A 16306-nucleotide genomic window follows, 5' to 3' on the forward strand; every position below is an offset into this window, starting at 1 on the left:
CGAGTCGAAGCCTGGAGTCGCGCGGGATACGGGACGTCACGGGTGCAGTCTTCCGGTTGACGGTGCGAAAACCCAAACGGAATGTCACCGGCGGCCACGTGACCGGCCTGGGTACACCACCTCACGGGGGCACGAAGGCCGAAAACAGGCCACTGGTCCGGCACCAAACGGAACCGTAGGGCCGGCGCTCGCGGGCCCCGGCTCACACCAGGGGCGTCAGGAAGCGGCGGAGGGCCTCCTCGTAGGCGCCCGGGTCGGGGTTCCACATGGCGCCGTGGGGGGCGTCGGGGACGGTGTGCAGGGCGACGCGGCCGGAGTGGCGGTCGGCCAGGTGGCGGGAGAGGTGCCAGGGGGCGACCACGTCGCCGGGCCCGTGGAAGAGCAGCGTCGGGACGGCCGGCGGGGGCAGGGCGGCGTCGGTGCCGTTGGCCTGGGGGCCGCCGTGCAGGCCGGCCCGGCCCTGGGCGGCCCGTACGGCCAGCGGCAGCAGGGCGCCGGGGGTGTGCCGGGCGGTGGCGAGGGCGCGCAGGGTGGTCTGCCAGCTGAGCACCGGGGAGTCCAGGACCAGTCCGGCGACGCGTTCGCGCACGCCGGAGTGGGCGGCGGCGCGCAGCGCCATGGCGGCGCCGGTGGACCAGCCGAGCAGGACGACGCGGTGGGCGCCGTAGCGCACGGCGTAGCGGATCGCCGCGTCCACGTCGCGCCACTCGGTCTCGCCGAGGTGGTTGAGGCTGTCCGGGGAGCGGGGCGCACCGAGGTCGCCGCGGTAGGAGACGGCGAGGACCGGGACGTGGCGGCGGTGCAGGAAGCCGATGAGGTTCAGGGAGTGCTCGCGGGTGGTGCCGAGGCCGTGCACGGCGATCACCCAGGTGTGGCGGGCGGCGGGCACGAACCAGGCGGGCAGGGTGCCCAGCTCGCCGGGCACGTCGATGTCGGCGTAGTCGATGCCGAGGGCGGCGCGGGGGTTGCCGACGTGCACGTTGGGAGTGAGCCAGACGGCGTCGCCGGGCCGCAGGGTGCCGTGGGTGACGCGTTCGAGTCGGCGGACCACGGTGTCGGCGGGGTGCGGCGCGTGGTCGAGGACGGGTCCGACGACCGCGTGGCTGCCGTCACCGGAGAGGCCGTAGGTGCCGGGGCGCAGGCTGGCCAGGTCACGGGTGAGGGTGATCTGGCCGGCGGCGGTGCCGTGCACGGTGAGCCGGGGTTCGGTCGGCAGCGGGCGGCCGGCGGGCGCCTTGAGGGCGGCGTCGCTGGCGAGGCGGCCGGCGGCGACACCGGCCGCTCCGGCGGCCAGGGCTGCGGTGACGGCGACGGCCGTCGCTTTGACAGGGCGCACGCGTTCCAGTGTCGGGGGCGCGTGGGCCGACGGCCAGCGGTGCGGCTGCCCAGGGTGACGAAACGTCCCATTTCGGTCAGCCTGCGTGCGTTCGCGGCCGTCCTCCGCGTCCCGGCCGGTTCCGCGTCCCGGCCTGTTCCGCATCCCGACCGATCCGCGTCTCGGCCGCTTCCCGCCTCGGCCGGTCCGGGCCCCGGCCGGCTGCCGCCCCAGCCGATCCGAGTCCCGGCCGATCCGAGCCCCGGCCGATCCGAGCCCCGGCCGATCCGAGCCCCGATCAACTGCCGCAGCACCCCGGCCGGCTGCCGCACCCGCGCCGGTCAGCGGGGCTGTCCGTACCCGCGCAGCTTCTCCGTCACCTCGTCGAGCTGCTCCGCCGTCAGCAGGCTCGGCCGCAGGCCCGGCACCGCGGAGGCCGTGAGCCACAGGCGGCACATCCACTCCAGCTGGGCGGTGCGGTCGTAGGCCTGGTCCAGGGTGGCACCGTAGGTGACGGTGCCGTGGTTCTGCAGGAGGCAGCCGGTGCGGCCGTCGAGGGCGCGCAGCATGTTGCCGGCCAGTTCCTCGCTGCCGTAGGTCGCGTAGGGGGCGACCCGGACGGGGCCGCCGAGCGCGGCCGTCATGTAGTGGACGACGGGCAGTTCCGGCAGGAGCGTGGAGACGGCGGTCGCGTGCACGGCGTGGGTGTGCACGACGGCCCCGGCCCCGGTGCTCCGGTAGACGGCGAGGTGCATGGGCAGTTCGCTGGTGGGGACGAGGGCGCCGAGGACCTGCCGGCCGTCGAGGTCGACCCCGGTGATGTCCTCCGGGCCCAGCCGGTCGTACGGCACCCCCGAGGGGGTGACGAGTACGGTGTCCCCGACGCGTACCGAGACGTTGCCGGACGTGCCGACGACCAGCCCGTCGGCGACGGTGCGGCGGGCGGCCGCGACCAGCGCGTCCCACGCGCGTGCCTCCGCCGCGCCGGCCCGCGCCCGCTCATCACCTCTGCGCTCTGCCATACGGCGATCCTGCCAGCCTCCGGACCGGCCCGGGGGCCGGGTCGAGCACCCGGGGCGGGATCCGGAACCCTCGGAAGCCCATCCGACACCCGTGCGCCCGTTCCAGTTCACCTTCCGTTCACCCAGGTTGCCTACGGTCCAACAGCCAATGACTTCGAACGATTGCCTGGGTAAATGGAAAACTTCTCGCTGATCCTCGCGATTGTGGTGGTAACCGCACTCGCGTTCGATTTCACGAACGGTTTTCACGACACCGCCAACGCGATGGCCACGACCATCTCGACCGGTGCGCTCAAGCCCAAGGTCGCGGTGGCCATGTCCGCCGTGCTCAACCTGGTGGGCGCTTTCCTCTCCGTGGAGGTCGCCAACACGATCTCCAAAGGTCTCGTCGACGAGACGGGCATCCGTCCCGAGGTCATCTTCGCCGCCCTGGTCGGCGCGATCCTCTGGAACCTGCTGACCTGGCTGGTGGGGCTCCCCTCCAGTTCCTCCCACGCCCTCATGGGCGGCCTGATCGGCGCCGCCGTCGCCTCCGCCGGTTTCGGCGCGGTCCACGGCGACGTGCTCGTCACCAAGGTGCTGATCCCGGCCGTCGCGGCCCCCGTGGTCGCCGGTCTCGCCGCGCTGCTGGCGACCCGGATGTCGTACGCCCTCGGCAAGAAGGCCGACGAGAAGGCGTCCGCCAAGGGCTACCGGGCCGGTCAGGTCGCCTCCGCGGGCCTGGTCTCGCTGGCCCACGGCACCAACGACGCGCAGAAGACGATGGGCATCATCACCCTGGCCCTGGTGGCCGGCGGCACCATCGCCCCCGACTCGGACCCGCCCGTCTGGGTCATCCTCTCCGCGGGCCTGGCCATCGCGCTCGGCACCTACATCGGCGGCTGGCGCATCATCCGCACCATGGGCAAGGGCCTGACCGACCTGCAGCCGCAGCAGGGCTTCGCCGCCCAGACCAGCGCGGCCACGGCCATCCTGGCCTCCTCCCACCTGGGCTTCTCGCTGTCCACCACGCATGTCGTCTCCGGTTCCGTGATGGGCGCCGGCCTCGGCCGCAAGGGCGGGGTCGTCCGCTGGTCGACCGCCACCCGCATGTTCGTCGCCTGGGGCCTGACGCTGCCGGCCGCCGCGCTGGTCGGCGCGCTCGCCGAGTACGTCACGGGGCTCGGCGACTGGGGCACGGCCCTCGTCGCGGTCTTCCTGGTGGCCTCCAGCGCCGCCATCTGGAAGGCCTCCCGGCGCGAGGTCGTCGACCACACCAACGTCAACGAGACCGAGGAGCCGGCCGGCGTGGTCACCACCGCCATCGCCGCCGTCACCCCGCCCCCGGCGGGCTCCCCGGCCGCCGACGACCTCTCGGCCGTCATCGCGGCCCCGGCCCCGGTGGCCACCGCCGCCGACCCGGCCACGCCTCCCGCCGCCGCGGTCTGAGCGCCGCCCACCCGGTAACCAAGGAACCATCACATGAAGATCGACTGGGAAGCCCTGGGCTCCGTCTTCGGCGTCAGCCTCGCCGTCACCGTCGGCCTCGTCACCCTGTTCACCCTCGGCATCATGGGCCTCTCGCGCCGCGAGCGCGCCCAGTCCGACGGCGGATCCGCGGTCCTCGCGACCACCGGCGCCTACGCCTGCTTCGCGGCGTGCGCCGGGGCGGTGGCCTACGGCATCAGCCTGATCGTGGCCTGATCCGCCCGATCCGCCCGATCCGCCCCGATCGTGGTCTGATCAGCCCGGCCGTGGTCTGAGCCGGCCACACGCCACACCGGCACGCGACACCCCACCCGCCCTGTCCGCCCCGCCCTCACCGGCGGTCGCGGGCGGGGCGCGGTCATGTCCGCGCCCCGGAGCGCGCCATGCGCCGGTGTGGGCTTCTGCACACTCCCCCACCGCAGGTCAACGGCAAGTTGACGGCCCTTCCGGACCCGTGGTGGACTGCCCGAGCCAAGTACGGCGGCAGAAGAGGAAGCCGGTGCGAATCCGGCGCGGTCCCGCCACTGTCACCGGGGTAGAACCCCCCGGGAGCCAGGAACTCTCACCGTCGGTCTCGTCGAACCAGGGCGTGGACACCCTGAGTGAGGACACGTATCGCCATGCGCGGTTGCCGATCGAGCGTCAGTACCGGAGCCCTGCCCGACCCCACGGCCGGCTGAGCCCATGCGGGCCGATCGCGTCTTCGCGTACGGCGCCGCCGCCGGCCTCCTCGGTGACCTCCTGCTCGGCGATCCTCGCCGGGGCCATCCGGTCGCCGCGTTCGGCCGGGCCGCCACCGCCGTGGAGCGGGTCCTGTGGCGCGACCACCGGGGCCGGGGCGCCCTGCACACCGCCGTGTGCGTGGGCGGCACCGTCGCCGTGGGCGCCGCGGTCGCCCGTGCCGTACGCCGCTCCCCCACCGCCTCCGTCGCCCTGACCGGCATGGCCACCTGGGCCGTCGTCGGCGGCACCTCGCTGGCCCGGGAGGCCCGGGCCGTCGGGGACGCCCTCGCGGCCGGCGACGTGGCCGCGGCCCGCGCCCGGCTGCCGCACCTGTGCGGCCGCGACCCGCAGGCGCTGGACGCCGACGGAATCGCCCGGGCCGTCGTCGAGTCGGTCGCCGAGAACACCTCCGACGCCGTCGTCGGCGCCCTGGTGTGGGGCGCCCTCGCCGGGGTACCGGGGCTGGTCGGCTTCCGCGCCGTCAACACCCTCGACGCCATGGTCGGCCACAAGTCGCCCCGCTACCGGCGCTACGGCTGGGCCTCCGCCCGCCTCGACGACCTCGCGGGCTGGCCCGGCGCCCGGCTGACCGCCGTGCTCGCCGCGGTCGCCGGGCCCGACCCGCGCGGCGCCGTCCGGGCCTGGCGGGCCGACGCCGGCCGCCACCCCAGCCCCAACGCCGGCCCGGTGGAGTCGTCCTTCGCGGGCGCTCTCGGGGTGCGGCTCGGCGGCACCCTCTCCTACGGCGGCCGGGTCGAGCACCGGCCCGTCCTCAACGGCGCGGCCGGCCGGGCCGTCGCCGTGACCGACATCGACCGGGCGGTACGGCTCTCCCGGCGGGTCGGCTGGCTCGCGCTCGGCGCCGGGGTCGCCGGGCGACTCGCCGTCCGGGCTCTCACGAAGGGGCGTACGTCATGAGCGGGGGTCTCCTCGTCGCCGGCACCACCTCCGACGCCGGCAAGAGCGTCGTCACCGCCGGGATCTGCCGCTGGCTGGCGCGCCAGGGCGTGAAGGTGGCGCCGTTCAAGGCGCAGAACATGTCGCTGAACTCGTTCGTGACGCGCGAGGGCGCCGAGATCGGGCGGGCACAGGCCATGCAGGCGCAGGCCTGCCGGGTGGAGCCGACCGCGCTCATGAACCCGGTGCTGCTGAAGCCGGGGGGCGAGCAGAGCAGTCAGGTCGTGCTGATGGGCAAGCCGGTGGGTGAGCTCAGTGCGCGCGGCTACCACGGCGGGCGGCAGCAGCAGCTGCTGGGGACCGTGCTCGACTGTCTCGCCGAGTTGCGGGGCACGTATGACGCGGTGATCTGTGAGGGGGCCGGTTCTCCCGCCGAGATCAATCTGCGGCGGACCGACATCGTCAACATGGGCGTCGCGCGCCGTGCGCGGCTGCCCGTGCTCGTCGTGGGCGACATCGACCGCGGCGGTGTCTTCGCCTCCTTCTTCGGGACCGTCGCCCTGCTGTCGCCGGAGGACCAGGAGCTGGTCGCCGGGTTCCTCGTCAACAAGTTCCGCGGGGACGTCTCGCTGCTCGAACCCGGCCTCGACATGCTGCACGGGCTCACCGGGCGGCGGACGTACGGCGTGCTGCCCTTCCGGCACGGGCTCGGGATCGACGAGGAGGACGGGCTGCGGGTCTCCCTGCGGGGAAGCGTGCGGGAGTCGGACGTCGCCCCGCCCGTCGGCGAGGACGTCCTGCGGGTCGCCGTCTGCGCGATCCCGCTCATGTCCAACTTCACCGACGTCGACGCCCTGGCCGCCGAACCCGGTGTCGTGGTGCGGTTCGTGGACCGGCCCGAGGAACTGGCCGACGCCGATCTCGTCGTCGTCCCGGGAACCCGGGGCACGGTCAGGGCCCTGGAGTGGCTGCGCGCGCGGGGCCTCGCGGAGGCCCTCGTGCGCCGGGCCGCCGAGGGCAGGCCGGTGCTCGGTGTCTGCGGCGGCTTCCAGATCCTCGGCGAGCACATCGAGGACGACGTCGAGAGCCGTACAGGGCACGTCGACGGCCTCGGCATCCTGCCCGTGCGGGTGCGGTTCGCCCGCGAGAAGACCCTCACCCGGCCGGCGGGCCGGGCCCTCGGCGAGCCCGTCGAGGGGTACGAGATCCACCACGGGGTCGCCGACGTCGTGGGGGGCGAGCCCTTCCTCGACGGCTGCCGGGTCGGCCACACCTGGGGCACGCACTGGCACGGCTCACTGGAGTCGGACGGCTTCCGGCGGGCCTTCCTGCGCGAGGTGGCCGCCGCCGCGGGCCGCCGCTTCGTGCCCGCCCCCGACACCTCCTTCGCCGCGCTGCGCGAGGAGCAGCTCGACCGGCTCGGCGACCTGATCGAACAGCACGCGGACACGGACGCGCTGTGGCGGCTCATCGAGTCGGGCGCGCCGCAAGGACTGCCTTTCATTCCACCGGGAGCGCCCGCATGAGCACAGTGTTGTTGTTGTCGACCGCCGACACCGATCTGCTGGCGGCCCGGGCCGCCGGTGACGCCGACTACCGGATCGGCAACCCGACCCGGGTGGACGTCGCCGAGGAACTCCCCGCGCTCGTCGAGGGCTGCGACATCGCCGTCGTACGGCTGCTGGGCGGCAAGCGCGCCTGGGAGGACGGGCTCGCCGCGCTCCGGGCGTCCGGGATCCCGACCGTGCTGCTGGGCGGCGAGGCCGTGCCGGACGCCGAGCTGATGGCCGAGTCGACGGTACCGGCCGGTGTCGTCGCCGAGGCGCTGAAGTACCTCGTCGAGGGCGGGCCGGACAACCTGGCCGAGCTGGCCCGGTTCCTGTCCGACACCGTGCTGCTGACCGGCGAGGGCTTCGACGGGCCGCGCAGGATGCCCGAGTACGGGCCGCACGGGAACCGCGCGCGCGTGCCGGGCCGGCCGACGGTCGGCGTGCTGTTCTACCGGGCCCACGAACTGAGCGGCAACACCGCCTTCGTCGACACCCTGTGCGACGCGATCGAGGCGCGCGGCGCCAACGCGCTGCCGGTGTTCTGCGGTTCGCTGCGCGGGGCGGACAGCGGGCTGTACGAGCTGCTGGGGCAGGCCGACGCGCTGGTCGCGACCGTGCTCGCGGCCGGCGGCACGCACGCCTCGCAGGCGTCGGCCGGCGGTGACGAGGAGACCTGGGACGTGGGCGCGCTCGCCGACCTGGACATCCCCGTCCTGCAGGGGCTGTGCCTGACGTCGTCACGGGCCGCCTGGGAGGAGTCCGACGCCGCGCTGTCCCCGATGGACGCGGCCATGCAGGTCGCGATCCCCGAGTTCGACGGGCGGCTGATCACGGTCCCGTTCTCCTTCAAGGAACAGGGCCCGGACGACGTACCGGTGTACGTCGCCGACCCCGAACGGGCCGCGCGGGTGGCCGGGATCGCCGTACGGCACGCGGCACTCGGGCACAAGGCCGACGCCGACAAGCGCGTCGCGCTCGTCTTCACCGCGTACCCGACCAAGCACTCGCGCGTCGGCAACGCGGTCGGCCTCGACACGCCCGCCTCGGCGGTACGCGTGCTGGACGCGCTGCGGGCGGCCGGATACGCGGTCGACGGGTACCCGGACAACGGCGACGAGCTGATCCACCGGCTCATCGAGGCCGGCGGCCACGACGTCGAATGGCTCACCGAGGAGCAGCTCGCCGCCGCGCCCGCGCGCGTGCCGCTCGCCCACTACCGGGCCTGGTTCGACGAGCTGGACCCCGGACTGCGCGAGGCCATGCTCCAGGCGTGGGGGGAGCCGCCCGGCTCGCTGTACGTCGACGGTGACGACATCGTGCTGGCGTCCCTGCGGTTCGGGAACGTCGTCGTGATGATCCAGCCGCCGCGCGGCTTCGGCGAGAACCCCATCGCGATCTACCACGACCCGGACATGCCGCCCTCGCACCACTACATGGCGGCGTACCGGTGGCTGGAGGCCGCGCCGTCGGAGGGCGGTTTCGGCGCCGACGCGATCGTGCACATGGGCAAGCACGGCACGATGGAGTGGCTGCCCGGCAAGGGCCTCGGCCTCTCCCGCGGCTGCGCCCCGGACGCGGTCCTCGGCGACCTCCCGCTGGTCTACCCGTTCATCGTCAACGACCCCGGCGAGGGCACCCAGGCCAAGCGGCGCGGGCACGCCACCGTGGTCGACCACCTGGTGCCGCCGATGGCGCGCGCCGACACCTACGGCGACCTGGCCAAGCTGGAACAGCTGCTGGACGAGTACGCCCTGGTCAGCGACCTGGACCCGGTGAAGGCCCCGGCGGTGCGCGCCCAGATCTGGACGCTGGTGAAGGCGGCCGAGCTGCACCACGACCTGCACGTCGACGAGCAGCCCGACGACGACGCGTTCGACGAGTTCGTCATGCACATCGACGGATACCTGTGCGAGATCAAGGACGTGCAGATCCGGGACGGCCTGCACGTCCTCGGCGGCGGCCCGGTCGGCGAGCCGCGCGTGAACCTGGTGCTGGCCGTGCTGCGCGCCTCGCAGGTGTGGGGCGGCCGGGCGAACGCGCTGCCAGGGCTGCGGGCGGCGCTGGCGGCGCACTTCGGGCTGGTGGAGAAGGAGCTGCTGGGCGAGCCCGGGGCGCCCGTGAAGGTCCCGGTGGAGCTGACGGACCTGGCCGACGGCCCGTCGCGGACCGCGTCCGACGTGATCGACCTGCTGGAGCAGCTGGCCCGGCGGATCGCCGAGGGGATGGAACAGCGCGGCTGGGCGGTGGCCGAGGCCGCGCCGCTGGTGCGGGACGTGATCGGGGCCGAACTCCCCGACGCCGTGGCCGTGCTGGAGTTCGCGTGCACGGAGGTCGTGCGCCGGCTGGCGCGCACGACGGACGAGATCGGGCACATCCTCCGGGCGCTGCGCGGCGGCTACGTGCCCGCCGGCCCGTCCGGCTCTCCGACCCGCGGTCTGGTCAACGTCCTTCCGACCGGCCGCAACTTCTACTCCGTCGACCCCAAGGCGATCCCGTCCCGGCTGAGCTGGGAGGTCGGGCAGTCGCTGGCCGACTCGCTGGTGGCGCGCTATCTGCAGGACACCGGCGAGTACCCGAGGTCGGTGGGCCTCACCGTGTGGGGCACGTCCGCGATGCGCACCCAGGGGGACGACATCGCCGAGATCCTGGCGCTGCTGGGGTGCCGGCCGGTGTGGGACGACGCGTCGCGCCGGGTGACCGGCTTCGAGGTGATCCCGCTGGAGGAGCTGGGGCGGCCGCGCGTCGACGTCACGGTCCGTATCTCCGGGTTCTTCCGGGACGCGTTCCCGCACGTGGTCGGGCTGATCGACGACGCGGTCCGGGCGGTGGCCGAGCTGGACGAGCCGGGCGAGTCGAACTACGTACGGGCGCACGTGGACGAGGACGCCGCCGGGCACGGGGACCGGCGGCGGGCCACGGCCCGGATCTTCGGGTCGAAGCCAGGGGCCTACGGCGCAGGGCTGCTGCCGCTGATCGACGCGCGGAACTGGCGGTCCGACGCGGACCTCGCCGAGGTGTACGCCGTCTGGGGCGGCTACGCGTACGGGCGCGGGCTCGACGGGCGGGCGGCCCGGGGGGACATGGAGACGGCGTTCCGGCGGATCGCGGTGGCGGCGAAGAACGTCGACACGCGAGAGCATGACATCGCCGACGCCGACGACTACTTCCAGTACCACGGCGGCATGGTCGCCATGGTGCGGCACCTGACGGGGGCCAACCCCGAGGCGTACGTGGGCGATTCGGCGACGCCGGACCAGGTGAGGACGCGGACGCTGGGTGAGGAGACGCACCGGGTCTTCCGCGCCCGGGTGGTCAACCCGCGCTGGATGGCGGCCATGCGGCGCCACGGCTACAAGGGCGCCTTCGAGATGGCGGCGACGGTGGACTACCTCTTCGGGTACGACGCCACGGCCGGCGTCGTGGACGACTGGATGTACGAGAAGCTGAGCGCCGAGTACGTCTTCGACCCGGAGAACAAGGACTTCATGCGCCGGTCCAACCCGTGGGCGTTGCGGGGCATCACCGAGCGGCTGCTGGAGGCGGCGGACCGCGGGCTGTGGGCGGAGCCGGACGCCGACACGATCGAGCGGCTGCGCGCCACCTACCTGGAACTCGAAGGCGACCTGGAGGGCGACCAGTGACCACCATCCCGTTCCCGTTCACCGCCGTCGTGGGCCAGGACGACCTCCGCCTGGCGCTGCTCCTCAACGCGGTGAGCCCCGCCGTGGGCGGGGTGCTGGTGCGCGGCGAGAAGGGGACCGCGAAGAGCACCGCCGTACGCGCCCTGTCGGCGCTGCTGCCGGAGGTCGCCGTCGTCCCCGGCTGCCGGTTCTCCTGCGCCCCCGCTGCCCCCGACCCCGCCTGCCCGGACGGGCCGCACGAGCCGGGCAACGGCACTCGGCGCCCCGCCCGCATGGTCGAGCTGCCCGTAGGTGCCTCAGAGGACCGGCTGGTGGGATCGCTCGACATCGAGCGCGCTCTGGCCGAAGGCGTGAAGAGCTTTGAGCCCGGCCTCTTGGCGCAAGCGCACCGCGGGATCCTGTACGTCGACGAGGTCAACCTCCTCCACGACCACCTGGTCGACCTGCTCCTGGACGCCGCCGCCATGGGCGCCTCCTACGTCGAGCGCGAGGGCGTGTCGGTGCGGCACGCCGCGCGCTTCCTGCTCGTCGGGACCATGAACCCGGAGGAGGGCGAACTGCGGCCGCAGTTGCTCGACCGGTTCGGGCTGACCGTCGAGGTGGCCGCCTCGCGCGAGCCCGACCAGCGGGTGGAGGTCGTGCGGCGGCGGCTCGCCTACGACGACGACCCCGCCGGGTTCGCCGCGCGCTGGGCCGACGAGGAGACCGCCGTGCGGGAGCGGATCGTCGCCGCGCGGGAGTTGTTGCCGCGGGTGCGGCTGGGCGACGGGGCGCTGCGGCAGATCGCCGCGACGTGCGCGGCGTTCGAGGTCGACGGGATGCGGGCCGACATCGTGATGGCGCGGACGGCGACCGCCCTGGCGGCCTGGGCCGGGCGGACGGACGTGCTGGCCGAGGACGTCCGTCAGGCCGCGCTGCTCGCGCTGCCGCACCGCAGGCGGCGCAACCCCTTCGACGCGCCGGGGCTGGACGAGGACAAGCTCGACCAGACGCTGGAGGAGGCCGCCGAGGAGGACCCCCGGGACGACGACCCGGATCCCGACGGTCCCGGTGGCGGGGGCGGTGGGCAGCCGTCGCCCGGGGACGGTGATCCACAGGGCGGTGACACCGCCGCGCGGCCCGAGGCCGGGGAGGGCGGTGAGCCGCGGGCGTCCGGTGCCGGGGAGCAGTCGCCCGTGCGGGCCGCCGAGCCGTTCCGGGCCAAGGTGCTGAGCGTGCCCGGGATCGGTGAGGGTGCCGCCGGGCGGCGTTCGCGGGCGCGGACCGAGCACGGGCGGACGATGGGGGCCCGTCGGCCGCGGGGTGCGCTGAGCAGGCTGCATCTGGCCGCGACCGTGCGGGCGGCGGCGCCGCATCAGCGGGCGCGCGGGCGGTCCGGGCCGGGGCTGGTGATCCGGCGGGACGACCTGCGGCAGGCCGCCCGGGAGGGGCGCGAGGGGAACCTCGTGCTGTTCGTCGTGGACGCCTCCGGTTCCATGGCCGCCCGGCAGCGGATGGGTGCCGTGAAGGGCGCGGTGCTGTCGCTGCTGCTCGACGCGTACCAGCGGCGGGACAAGGTGGGGCTGGTGACGTTCCGCGGGTCGGGCGCCGAGGTGGCGCTGCCGCCGACCTCGTCCGTCGACGCCGCCGCGGCCCGGCTGGAGTCGCTGCCGACCGGTGGGCGGACTCCGCTGGCGGCCGGGCTGCTGAGGGCGCACGAGGTGCTGCGCGTGGAGCGGCTGCGGGACCCGGCGCGGCGGGCGCTGGTGGTCGTGGTGACGGACGGGCGGGCGACGGGAGGTCCGGAGCCGCTGGTGCCGGCGTCCAGGGCCGCCGCCCTGTTCGCGGCCGAGCAGGTGGCCTCGGTCGTCGTGGACTGCGAGTCCGGGCCGGTGCGGCTGGGGCTGGCGGGCAAGCTCGCCGGTGAGCTGGGCGGGACCGCGGTGACGCTGGACGGACTGCGGGCGGACAGCATCGCCGGACTGGTCAAGGACGTACAGGGGAGGGCCGCGTAGTGCCTCAGGGGCAGCCGAGTGTGGTGCCCGACGACGGACTGACGACGCGTCAGCGGCGGAATCGTCCGCTGGTCGTCGTGCACACCGGGGTCGGCAAGGGCAAGTCGACGGCCGCCTTCGGGCTCGCGCTGCGGGCCTGGAACCAGGGGTGGCCGATCGGGGTGTTCCAGTTCGTCAAGTCGGCGAAGTGGAAGGTGGGCGAGGAGAACGCGCTGCGGGTGCTCGGCGCCAGCGGGGAGGGCGGCTCCGTCGACTGGCACAAGATGGGCGAGGGCTGGTCCTGGGTGCAGCGCGACGCGCAGATGGACAACGAGGAGAAGGCGCGGGAGGGCTGGGAGCAGGTCAAGCGGGATCTGGCGGCCGAGACGTACCGGCTGTACGTGCTGGACGAGTTCGCGTACCCGATGCACTGGGGGTGGGTCGACACCGACGAGGTGGTCGACGTGCTGCGGAACCGGCCCGGCACCCAGCATGTGGTGATCACCGGACGCAACGCCCCGGAGAAGCTGGTGGACCTCGCGGATCTGGTGACCGACATGTCCAAGGTGAAGCACCCCATGGACGTGGGGCAGAAGGGCCAGAAGGGCATCGAGTGGTGATGTCCCCGACGTCCGTGCCCCGGCTGGTCGTGGCCGCGCCGTGTTCCGGCAGCGGCAAGACGACCGTGGCCACGGGGTTGATGGCCGCGTTCGCCGCGCGGGGACTCGCCGTGTCCCCGCACAAGGTCGGGCCGGACTACATCGATCCCGGGTACCACACGCTCGCGTGCGGGCGGCCGGGGCGGAACCTCGACGCGTACCTGTGCGGTCCGGAGCTGGTCGGGCCGTTGTTCGCGCACGGTGCGCGCGGCTGTGACGTGGCCGTGGTCGAGGGTGTGATGGGGCTGTTCGACGGGGCGGCGGGGGACGGCGAACTGGCCTCCACCGCCCATGTCGCCAAGCTGCTGCGGGCGCCGGTGGTGCTGGTCGTGGACGCCTCGTCGCAGTCGCGGTCGGTGGCGGCGCTGGTGCACGGGTTCGTGTCGTGGGATCCGGGGGTGCGGGTCGGGGGCGTGATCCTGAACAAGGTGGCCTCGGACCGGCACGAGGAGTTGCTGCGGGAGGCGCTGGACTCCGCGGGGGTGCCGGTGCTGGGGGTGCTGCGGCGGGCGGCGCCGGTGGAGACGCCGTCGCGCCATCTGGGCCTGGTGCCGGTGGCCGAGCGGTCGTCGGCGGCGGTGGCGGCCGTGGCGGCGATGGGCCGTCAGGTCGCCGAGGGGTGCGATCTGGAGGCGTTGCTGGCGCTGGCGCGCGGCGCGGGCCCGGTGGCGGGCCCGGCGTGGGACGCGGCCGCAGCGCTGGCGGGACCGTCCGGCGGCGGGGCCGGGGCGCCGGCCGCCGACCCCGTCGGCAGGGCCGCGGGCGTGCCGGCCGGATCCGCCGGTGACCGGGGCGACTCGACGACCGCGCCCGCCGGTGGCCGGGGCGGTGTCGTGGCCGGGGGCGCCGGTGGTCCGGGGGACGTGGGGGCCGGGTCCGCCGGTGGCCGGGGTCACTTGGCGGCAGGGGCCGACCGGGCGGGGGTTGCGTGGCCGGACGGGGTGCCGGGGCCGGTGGTCGCCGTGGCCGGCGGGGCCGCGTTCACGTTCTCGTACGCGGAGCACGCCGAGCTGCTGGCCGCGGCCGGGGCGCGGGTGGTGCCGTTCGATCCGCTGCGCGACGAACGGCTGCCCGACGGCACCCGCGGGCTGGTCGTCGGGGGCGGCTTCCCCGAGGTGTACGCCGCCGAGCTGTCCGCGAACGAGCCGCTGCGGCAGTCCGTGGCCGCCCTGGCGCGGTCCGGGGCACCGGTGGCCGCCGAGTGCGCGGGGCTGCTGTACCTGTGCCGGGAGCTGGACGGCCGGCCGATGTGCGGGGTGCTCGACGCGACCGCCCGGATGAGCGAGCGGCTGACGCTCGGCTACCGGGACGCGGTGGCGGTCGGGGACAGCGCGCTGGCCGCGGCGGGCACGCGGATGCGGGGGCACGAGTTCCACCGGACCGTCGTGGAACCGGGGGCGGGAGCGGCCCCCGCGTGGGGGGTCCGGGTCCCGCGGCGGCGGGTGGAGGGTTTCGTACAGCGAGGTGTGCACGCGAGTTACCTGCACACCCACTGGGCGTCCGCGCCCGGTGTCGCCCGTCGGTTCGTGGAGAGGTGCCGGACGTCATGAGCAGCAGCAGGTTGGTGGGGGTCGGGGTCGGGCCCGGGGATCCGGAGCTGGTGACCGTCAAGGGCGTCAACGCGCTGCGGGCCGCCGAGGTGGTCGTGGTGCCGGTGATGGCCGCGCCGGACGGAACGGACGGCGGGGAGCCGGGCCGCGCCGAGGCGACGGTGCTGCACTACGTGCCCGGGGACAGGGTCGTGCGCGTGGTGTTCGCGCTGAACGAGCGGTCCGACCGGGCGCGGCGGGAGGCGGCGTGGGACGCGGCCGGCGCGCGGGTCGCCCAGCTGCTGCGGGAGCGGGGCCGGGTGGCGTTCGCGACGATCGGCGATCCCAACGTGTACTCGACGTTCACGTACCTGGCGCAGACCATCGGTGAACTGGTGCCGGGGACGGTCGTGGAGACGGTGCCCGGGATCACCGCCATGCAGGACCTCGCGGCGCGGTCGGGGGCGGTGCTGACGGAGGGCACCGAGCCGCTGACGCTGGTGCCGGTGACGGCGGGCCCGGCCGTGCTGAAGGAGGCGCTGGCGGGCCCGGGGACGGTCGTGGCGTACAAGTTCGGGCGGCGGGCGGCCGAGGTCGCCGAGGCGTTGCGGGAGACGGGACGGCTGGCGGACGCCGTGTGGGGGTCGGCGCTGGGACTGCCGGAGGAGTCGATCCGCCGGGCCTCCGACCTGGACGGCGCGCCCCTGCCCTACCTGTCGACGCTGATCGCTCCGGCGCCGCGGGACGGCGCGCGGGGCGGCAAGCTGTGAGACCGCCGGTGTCACTCCGCGAGGCCGACCACCAGCCAGATGAACGCCACGCCCGCGACCGTGCACAGCAGGGTGGAGCGGGCCGGGTGCGTGTGGTGGGCCTCGGGCAGGATCTCGGCGGCGGCCAGATAGAGCAGGGCGCCGCCGAAGAAGCCGAGGTAGCCGCCGAGCAGCGGTTCCGGGACGGTGAGGAACGCGGCGCAGGCCGCGCCGGCCACCGGGGCCGCCGCGTCCGCGACCAGCATGGCGAGCGCGCGGCGGCGGGCGTTGCCGTACAGGGTCGTCAGGGTGAAGGTGTTGAAGCCGTCCGCGAAGTCGTGGGCGATCACCGCCACGGCGACCGCGGCGCCCATGCCGCCGCCGACCTGGAAGGCGGCGCCGATGGCGAGGCCGTCCATGGCGCTGTGCAGCACCATGGCCGCGGCCGCCGTGAGACCGACCTCCGGGGTGCGGGCGCCGTGTTCGGCGCCACCGTGCGCGGCGCGGCGGGTGGCCAGCAGACGTTCCACCGTATGGGCGAACAGGAATCCGGCCACGAACAGCAGCAGCGCGGCCGGTACGGCGAACACCTCGGTGCCGGCCGCGGCCAGCGCCTCCGGCAGCAGGTCGAGGCCGACGACGCCCAGCATCAGGCCGCCGGCCAGGCCCAGGACCAGGTGCCGGCGGTCGGTCACCCGTTGCGCCGTCCAGCCGCCGACCAGCGTCATCAGGAACGCGCCGAGCGCGACGAACACCGCCATGTGCTCTTCGTATCCGATGA

Annotated in this window: 12 protein-coding genes and 1 riboswitch; of the genes, 9 read left to right on the forward strand and 3 right to left on the reverse strand. The window is 74.8% G+C overall.

Going from position 1 to position 16306, the window contains the following annotated elements; all coding sequences use genetic code 11:
* Positions 1–202: 202 nt before the first annotated feature.
* Both ACSLTV_RS27375 and ACSLTV_RS27380 read right to left on the reverse strand, forming a co-directional pair.
* Positions 203–1336, reverse strand: a complete 1134-nt coding sequence (locus tag ACSLTV_RS27375) for an alpha/beta hydrolase (protein ID WP_432157626.1) — start codon at positions 1334–1336, stop codon at positions 203–205.
* 320 nt (positions 1337–1656) lie between these two features.
* Positions 1657–2337, reverse strand: a complete 681-nt coding sequence (locus ACSLTV_RS27380; RefSeq protein ID WP_435613052.1) for a class II aldolase/adducin family protein — start codon at positions 2335–2337, stop codon at positions 1657–1659.
* A gap of 174 nt (positions 2338–2511) precedes the next feature.
* On the opposite strand from ACSLTV_RS27380, the gene ACSLTV_RS27385 reads away from it, so the two are divergent.
* The 9 genes from ACSLTV_RS27385 to cobI all read left to right on the forward strand — a co-directional run bounded on the left by ACSLTV_RS27385 (position 2512) and on the right by cobI (position 15546).
* A complete protein-coding gene (locus ACSLTV_RS27385; RefSeq protein WP_432157624.1) occupies positions 2512–3765 on the forward strand; it encodes an inorganic phosphate transporter in 1254 nt (417 codons plus the stop codon).
* 33 nt (positions 3766–3798) lie between these two features.
* Complete coding sequence (locus tag ACSLTV_RS27390) at positions 3799–4020, forward strand: hypothetical protein (protein ID WP_432138249.1); 222 nt, start codon at positions 3799–3801, stop codon at positions 4018–4020.
* A 225-nt stretch (positions 4021–4245) separates the two neighbouring features.
* Positions 4246–4385: riboswitch (cobalamin riboswitch) on the forward strand.
* Positions 4386–4488: 103 nt separating this feature from the next.
* Entirely contained in the window at positions 4489–5445 is a 957-nt protein-coding gene (locus tag ACSLTV_RS27395) for a cobalamin biosynthesis protein (protein WP_435613053.1), read from the forward strand.
* Entirely contained in the window at positions 5442–6950 is a 1509-nt protein-coding gene (locus ACSLTV_RS27400) for a cobyric acid synthase (protein ID WP_435613054.1), read from the forward strand. The genes ACSLTV_RS27395 and ACSLTV_RS27400 overlap by 4 nt, the downstream gene beginning before the upstream one ends.
* Entirely contained in the window at positions 6947–10615 is a 3669-nt protein-coding gene (gene cobN / locus ACSLTV_RS27405; protein ID WP_435613055.1) for a cobaltochelatase subunit CobN, read from the forward strand. Before ACSLTV_RS27400 ends, cobN begins: the two co-directional genes overlap by 4 nt.
* Positions 10612–12609 (forward strand): putative cobaltochelatase, encoded by a 1998-nt coding sequence (locus tag ACSLTV_RS27410; protein WP_435613056.1) that lies wholly within the window; start codon positions 10612–10614, stop codon positions 12607–12609. Before cobN ends, ACSLTV_RS27410 begins: the two co-directional genes overlap by 4 nt.
* Positions 12609–13208: a cob(I)yrinic acid a,c-diamide adenosyltransferase gene (gene cobO / locus ACSLTV_RS27415; protein WP_358931834.1), complete on the forward strand. Its 600-nt coding sequence runs from the start codon at positions 12609–12611 to the stop codon at positions 13206–13208. Before ACSLTV_RS27410 ends, cobO begins: the two co-directional genes overlap by 1 nt.
* Positions 13208–14797, forward strand: coding sequence for a cobyrinate a,c-diamide synthase (locus ACSLTV_RS27420; protein ID WP_435613057.1), 1590 nt, complete (start codon positions 13208–13210; stop codon positions 14795–14797). The genes cobO and ACSLTV_RS27420 overlap by 1 nt, the downstream gene beginning before the upstream one ends.
* Complete coding sequence (gene cobI, locus ACSLTV_RS27425) at positions 14782–15546, forward strand: precorrin-2 C(20)-methyltransferase (protein WP_432138255.1); 765 nt, start codon at positions 14782–14784, stop codon at positions 15544–15546. The genes ACSLTV_RS27420 and cobI overlap by 16 nt, the downstream gene beginning before the upstream one ends.
* Before the next feature lie 11 nt (positions 15547–15557).
* On the opposite strand, the gene ACSLTV_RS27430 is transcribed toward cobI, so the two are convergent.
* The gene (locus ACSLTV_RS27430; protein WP_432138256.1) at positions 15558–16286 is read right to left on the reverse strand and encodes a ZIP family metal transporter; all 729 of its coding nucleotides are present in this window, start codon (positions 16284–16286) and stop codon (positions 15558–15560) included.
* Between the last annotated feature and the right edge of the window lie 20 nt (positions 16287–16306).

This window comes from Streptomyces sp. bgisy159 (assembly GCF_965341775.1).
Classification (GTDB): Bacteria; Actinomycetota; Actinomycetes; order Streptomycetales; family Streptomycetaceae; genus Streptomyces.